General features: G+C 40.6%; 7 protein-coding genes. 6 read left to right on the forward strand and 1 reads right to left on the reverse strand.

The genetic code is table 11. The features are described 5' to 3' along the window. The first annotated feature begins 148 nt into the window (after window positions 1–148). The 6 genes from glmU to truA are packed head-to-tail and all read left to right on the forward strand — an operon-like array spanning window position 149 to window position 5,882. Window positions 149–1,441: a bifunctional UDP-N-acetylglucosamine diphosphorylase/glucosamine-1-phosphate N-acetyltransferase GlmU gene (gene glmU / locus MVE01_RS05360; protein WP_472561145.1), complete on the forward strand. Its 1,293-nt coding sequence runs from the start codon at window positions 149–151 to the stop codon at window positions 1,439–1,441. A 1-nt stretch (window position 1,442) separates the two neighbouring features. Continuing rightward, window positions 1,443–2,711: a bifunctional phosphopantothenoylcysteine decarboxylase/phosphopantothenate--cysteine ligase CoaBC gene (coaBC, locus tag MVE01_RS05365; protein WP_472561146.1), complete on the forward strand. Its 1,269-nt coding sequence runs from the start codon at window positions 1,443–1,445 to the stop codon at window positions 2,709–2,711. Continuing rightward, window positions 2,704–3,390: a polyprenyl diphosphate synthase gene (uppS, locus tag MVE01_RS05370; RefSeq protein WP_472561147.1), complete on the forward strand. Its 687-nt coding sequence runs from the start codon at window positions 2,704–2,706 to the stop codon at window positions 3,388–3,390. The genes coaBC and uppS overlap by 8 nt, the downstream gene beginning before the upstream one ends. A gap of 1 nt (window position 3,391) precedes the next feature. Beyond that, complete coding sequence (locus MVE01_RS05375) at window positions 3,392–4,132, forward strand: prepilin peptidase (RefSeq protein ID WP_472561148.1); 741 nt, start codon at window positions 3,392–3,394, stop codon at window positions 4,130–4,132. Next, window positions 4,125–5,144, forward strand: coding sequence for an LptF/LptG family permease (locus tag MVE01_RS05380; protein WP_472561149.1), 1,020 nt, complete (start codon window positions 4,125–4,127; stop codon window positions 5,142–5,144). The genes MVE01_RS05375 and MVE01_RS05380 overlap by 8 nt, the downstream gene beginning before the upstream one ends. Continuing rightward, window positions 5,145–5,882 carry a tRNA pseudouridine(38-40) synthase TruA gene (truA, locus tag MVE01_RS05385; protein ID WP_472561150.1) on the forward strand — a complete coding sequence of 246 codons (738 nt, stop codon included), beginning with the start codon at window positions 5,145–5,147 and terminating at the stop codon, window positions 5,880–5,882. It begins immediately after the preceding gene. Here truA and MVE01_RS05390 read toward each other — a convergent pair. After that, on the reverse strand, window positions 5,872–6,500 hold a 629-nt coding region (locus MVE01_RS05390), incomplete at its 5' end, for a response regulator (protein ID WP_472561151.1). The genes truA and MVE01_RS05390 overlap by 11 nt on opposite strands.

Consider the following 6,500-nt stretch of genomic DNA (forward strand, 5'->3'; position numbering starts at 1 on the left):
CCAACTGCTCACTATAATTCATTTCATACAAACTGCATGAGCCGCAGGATCCAAAATGTTTACAATTCAAATTTATGCCTTTAATTACAATTAGGTATAATCGCAATAATTAAATAATTTTTCGTATTTTATCGTAAAGGGAACAAAAATGTCCATAAGTGTCGTCATCCTTGCAGCAGGTCAAGGTACAAGAATGAAATCATCTACGCCTAAAGTGCTGCATGAAATATCCGGAAAATCCATGCTGTTCCATGCCATAGATGCCGCAAAAGATGTCTCTGATGATATTACAGTCGTACTCTACCATCAGGCAGAGCGTATTCAAAAAGAGATAGAAGAAGTGTATGAAGGGATCCAGTTTCATATGCAAGATGCAATGAAGTATCCCGGTACAGGCGGTGCAATGAAAGGTGTGAAAGTAAGACATTCCAAAGCACTGATACTTAACGGAGATATGCCTTTAGTAACAACCGACTCCCTGCATGCACTGATGGAAGGAGATGCTGATATTAATATGTCAGTCATTCATCTGGATGATCCAAGCGGATACGGACGGGTAGTGATACTCAACGGAAAGGTACATGAAATAGTGGAAGAGAAAGACTGTATCCCTGCCCAAAAAGAGATACAGACAGTCAATGCCGGTGTCTACTGCGTAAAAAAAGAGTTGTTGGAGAAATATATTCCTCTACTCTCTAACGACAATGCCCAGGCAGAATATTATCTGACAGACATCATTAAAATGGCTGTGGATGAAGACAAAACAGTACATCCTGTGATGGTACAGGAAGAGGAGTTCAAAGGGGTCAACTCAAAACTTGATCTTGCACACGCTGAAGAGATTATGCAAAAACGCATCAGGCAGAAGTGGATGAAAGACGGTGTGAGTATGCGTCTGCCTGAAACCATTTACATTGATTCCAGAGCTACTTTCGAGGGCGAATGTATACTGGAGAACGGTGTGAGTATTCAGGGCAGCAGCCACATTATTACTTCACATATCAAAACACATTCCATCATAGAAGACTCACATATAGAGAACTCCAGTGTGGGACCCATTGGGCGAATTAGACCTCAAAGTAAACTTATCAATACCCATGTCGGAAATTTTGTAGAGGTGAAAAAATCCACCCTTAACGGAGTCAAAGCTGGACATCTGGCATACATCGGTGATGCAATCATAGATGAGGGAACAAATCTCGGTGCAGGGGTGATCACCTGTAATTATGACGGTAAGACCAAATACAAGACCACGATCGGTAAAAATGTATTTGTAGGAAGTGATACACAACTGGTCGCTCCGGTAAACATAGAGGATGATGTCTTGATAGCAGCTGGAACCACCGTCAATAAAGATGTCTCAAAAGGGAATCTTGCTATTTCCAGAACACAGATGCGGACCGTGAAGGACTTTTTCTATAAATTTTTCGGAGAGAAATAATATGCAGGTGAATTTAAACGGAAAAACTATTTTATTGGGAATCACTGGAAGTATCTCAGCCTATAAAGCCTGTGATCTGGCACGTCTTTTTGTCAAGGCGGGTGCCAAGGTGCATGTGGTTATGACTCCAAGCAGTGAACGTTTTGTCTCTGCCTTGACATTTGAGGCACTTACCAGACATCCTGTACTTACAGAAAAAAGTGAGTGTTGGAGCTCGGAGCTGAATCACATTGATATCGGTAAAAAGTGTGATGCTTTTGTCGTTGCTCCCGCTACTGCAAATACACTGAACAAACTGAGCAAAGGTATTGCTGACAATATCCTGACACAAACAGCACTCGCTTATGCAGGACCTATGCTGGTTGCACCTGCTGCCAATACACAAATGCTTCAAAATCATTACACCACAGGTTCACTAAAAATGTTAGGGGTGAATGATTATACGATCATTGAGCCTCAGAATAAGCTTTTGGCCTGCGGCGATGTGGGAACCGGTGCTTTGGCTGAACCAACCGAGATCTTCTTTGAAACAGCAAAAGCAGTTTTAAAAGAGGCATTCTGGGAGGACAGACGTGTGGTCGTTACTGGTGGAGGCACCAGAGAGAAAATAGATGAAGTACGCTACATCAGCAACTTCTCTTCGGGAAAAATGGCAAAAGCACTTTGCCTGCAACTCTATCTCAAAGGTGCAGATGTCTGCTACATCACTACCATGGGAAATGAGGGATTACCACAAAGTCTCTACACAATTGATGTGGAAGACGCAAAAGAGATGTTCGAGTACACAGTAGATGCCATTCGTGTTGCCAAAAAAGGAAAGATGAGCAAAACTTCTATGAACAGCTCTGATGCACCATACCTCATCCAAAAAGAGCCCTACCTCTTTATGGTAGGTGCCGTAGCAGACTTTACGCCAAAATTCCCACAGCAGGGAAAACTCAAAAAATCCATGCTGGGAGAGCAGTGGCAGATAGAGCTCAAGCAGACCACCGATATTCTCTCAAATATCAACAAAGAAGGCTTAAAAACCATTGCTTTCAAGGCGGAGATGGACAACGAAGAAGGTCTAAACAATGCTGTGAACCTTTTAACACAAAAAAGAGTAGATGCTGTCTGCTACAACCTGCTCAAAGATGCCACAAGCTTTGGCGGTAATGAAAATGAGATCACCTTTATTACCCAAGAGGATCAAGTCATATTGGGACGTGCAGACAAGTTCACACTGGCAGAGAATATTCTCACCCATGCCAAGGCTCTTTTAGATGACTGATACGCCTCTAAAAAACCTTGCAATCATTATGGACGGTAACGGAAGGTGGGCAAAACAACACGGGCTCAAACGTACCAAAGGACATGAAAAAGGCGCAGAGGTCATCCGTGACATTACCACGTATTGTGCAAAACACCCTACGATTGAGACAGCAACATTCTACGCATTCAGTACAGAAAACTGGAAACGTCCAAAACTTGAAGTAGAATTCCTCATGAAAATGCTTGACAGGTACTTAAAAGAGGAATTAGATACCTATCAAGCATATGGTATCCGTTTTCAGGCGATCGGTGATCTGACACGCTTCTCACATGCATTGCAAAAACGTATTTTGAAAACACAGGAACTTACTAAAGAAAACAGCAATCTGATCCAATTACTCGCTTTAAATTATGGGGGACGTGCTGAGATCACCGCTGCAGTGAACAAGCTTATTTCTGAAGGGAAAAAGAGCGTGACTGAAAAAGATATTTCGCTAGCACTACAGACACCCTACAGCGACATAGACCTACTGATACGCACAAGCGGTGAAGAGCGTATCTCAAATTTCCTACTCTGGCAGTTAAGTTACAGTGAACTCTATTTTACACCTACACTCTGGCCTGACTTCAATGCTAGAGAATTAAATGAGATCATAGAAAATTACACACAGCGTATCAGACGTTTTGGAGGGGTATAAAATGATAGAAACAAGTTTTGTAGCGATCGTAGTATTTATTTTCGGGATCATGATAGGTTCTTTTTTGAATGTCGTGATCTACCGCATTCCAAAAGGTGAAAGCATTGCTTTCCCTGCATCCAAATGTCAAAGCTGTCAAACACCTCTAAAGTGGTACCACAATATACCCATCTTTTCATGGCTCTTTCTTGGTGGGAAATGTGCTTTCTGTAAAGAACCCATTGCAAAACAATACCCTATCGTTGAATTTCTCACCGGTATTATTTTTACAGCACTTTACTTCAAACTTGGACTGGTCTGGTATCTTCCTTTTGTTGCTGCATCATTTGCTGCACTTTTTGCCCTGGTGATGATAGATTTCAAATATATGGCGGTACCGGACAATGTCAATTTTACCGCTCTTCTCTTTGCACTGGTACAGCCAAACTTTCTTGATGCTCTCCTCTATGCAGCGATCGCGGCAGGGGGACTTTATCTGATAGGACTACTCTCTTCCTTGCTTGCACGAAGGGAGGCTATGGGAGGTGCAGACGTGATCGTAGCAGGTACTATGGGTGCGCTGCTTGGCTTTCCAAACTTTTTTGTAGCTATTTTTCTCTCTGCCCTGCTGGCTATGGTTCCGGCAATGCTCTACAGAGACAAAGGCGTTCCTTTTGTTCCATTCCTTGCATTAGCCACATTTATCGTGTATCTTTACGACACTCAGGCAACACAGCTGCTGGAGAAGATCATCTATGGTTAATGCAAGAGGGTATATCTCGTCAAATTTCACCAAAGCCTTTCTGACGATATTCCTGCCTTTTTTTCTCATTATTTCGCTTGTATATCTTGTAAAAATATCTTCACTTACCGCTAAAATACAGATAAGCTTTCTAGAATTGCTAAAACTTTACAGCTACTCTATTCCGGATATTATCTTCTATACACTGCCTCTCTCTTTTATCGCAGCTCTGGCAAATGTATTGATCAAACTCTCTACAGACAATGAACTGATCGCACTCTATGCATTGGGTCTCAAAGCCAGTAAAATACTCAGAGGACTGCTTATTCTCGGTATTCTCTTTTCTTTGCTTTTAGCCTCCATCTCTTTTTTAGGTATGCCTCTGAGCAAACAGTTCTACAAATCGTTCAAAGAGTCTAAAAAATCTGAAGCAAAACTAAACATTGTACCGGGGAAATTAGGTCAAAAATTCGGAGATTATTATATTTATGTCAAAGAGAAGAAAGCAGGAAAGTTCCATAATATCGTTATCTATAACCGCACCCGTAAAAATGAAGAACAGTTTTTCTCTTCAAAAAAAGGAGAACTCAATAAAAAGAACGGGGCTACCTCTCTTTTACTGAATGACGGTTACGGATACACTTATTCAGATACCAAACTCCAACAAGCCAAATATAAAACATTGGAAGTCTATGACAGCAGCAGAAAAAAAGATTTTCACTTTGAAGACATTATTGCCTATTGGAGTAAAGCAAAAACTGATGAAAAGATGATGCACCGTGTACTGTTTTTTATCTTTGTCAGTCTCATACCTCTGCTTTCTGTTTATCTTGTAGCCTCTTTTACAATGATCAATCCACGCTATCAAGCCAATCGTTCTTTCATTGTCATTTTCCTTACGACACTTCTGCTTTATATGATAGCCTCTTCTTTGGAAAAATGGGGGAACTTCACTATTCTCGGCATTACTATAGTAGCCACACTCCTTCTGGGAAAATGGCTTTTCAAGAGACGTGTGGCAAAGTATTTTTAAATGCAGGAAAAGTCTCTAAGAGTTAAAGCGGTTATCGCCTATGACGGAAGCTGTTTCTTTGGGTTTCAGAAACAGACAAGCACACCCCAAACTGTGACACATGCCATAGAAGAGGCATTGCATTCTCTACAGATACATTCTGCTGTTGTCGGAAGCGGCAGGACTGATGCAGGAGTACATGCTACAGGGCAGGTCATACACTTTGATCTACCACATTTTTGGACAGATCCTGAAAAATTAAAAGTAAACCTCAATAGAAAATTAAAAGAGATACAATTCAAACATATTTCCATCGTTCCAAATGATTTTCATGCCAGATTTTCAGCAAGAAAAAGAGTCTACCGTTATGTTTTCAAAACAAAAAAGCCTTCTGTATTTGAATCCAACTATATTGCTTATTATCCTGAATTCAAGAAAGATCTTTTACTTCATGCACTTCATTCTTTTGAAGGAGAGCATGATTTCAACTGTTTTCACAAGACCGGTACACTCACCCATACTACGATAAGAACGATCTATCAGACAACATACAAGAAGGTTAACAGCTATCACATGATTTATTTTCAAGCCAACGGTTTTTTACGTTCACAAGTAAGAATGATGGTAGAAACTGCCATGCTCTGTGCCAAAGGAGAGCTTACATTGGGGCAACTCCAAGAACAGTTAATATGCCAGAAGAAACATATTACAAAACTTGCTCCGCCTCAAGGACTCTATCTCTCCAGGATCATATACTGAGTTTACTTTTCAGCTCTTCGACTGTCGGCTGCATACTCAAAGAGTCACAACAAATATCTTTACTGTTTTGATCTGAAGCAAAAACAAACGGTACTGCATCTCTGTCTTTAATAAGATCTACTATGAGACACGGCATCTGTGCAAAAGGCTCCGCATCAAAAAGCACGTAGCGGTAATGTCCAATTTCCAGTTTATCCATGAATATATTTTCATTTGTTGCGATCTCTACAGAATATCCCAGATTATCAAAAATTGATACATAAACATGTGCTGCCAATGGTGTTGCTTTGTAAAGCAGTATATCCGAAGTAATGCCGGGAACTGTATCCACAGCATCATCTATCTTTATGTCCTCTTCTTTACTCTCATCATTAGAAATTACAAATAGTTTTTCTACAGCTTCTTCTTCACTGTTTTTTTCTATTTTCTTTTCTTCAACAGTTTGATCTTTATCTGTTTCAAGGATCTTGTAAGGGAAGTACTCTCCTATCAATCGTCGTATATCATCAAGATCAATAGGTTTTGAAGCATAGTTGTCCATGCCTGCTTCTATATATTTCTCTCTGTCTCCATGTAAAGCATTGGCGGTCAAAGCTATGATAGGTACGTGATGTCTAC

The organism is Sulfurovum sp. (assembly GCA_026990595.1).
Taxonomy (GTDB): domain Bacteria; phylum Campylobacterota; class Campylobacteria; order Campylobacterales; family Sulfurovaceae; genus Sulfurovum.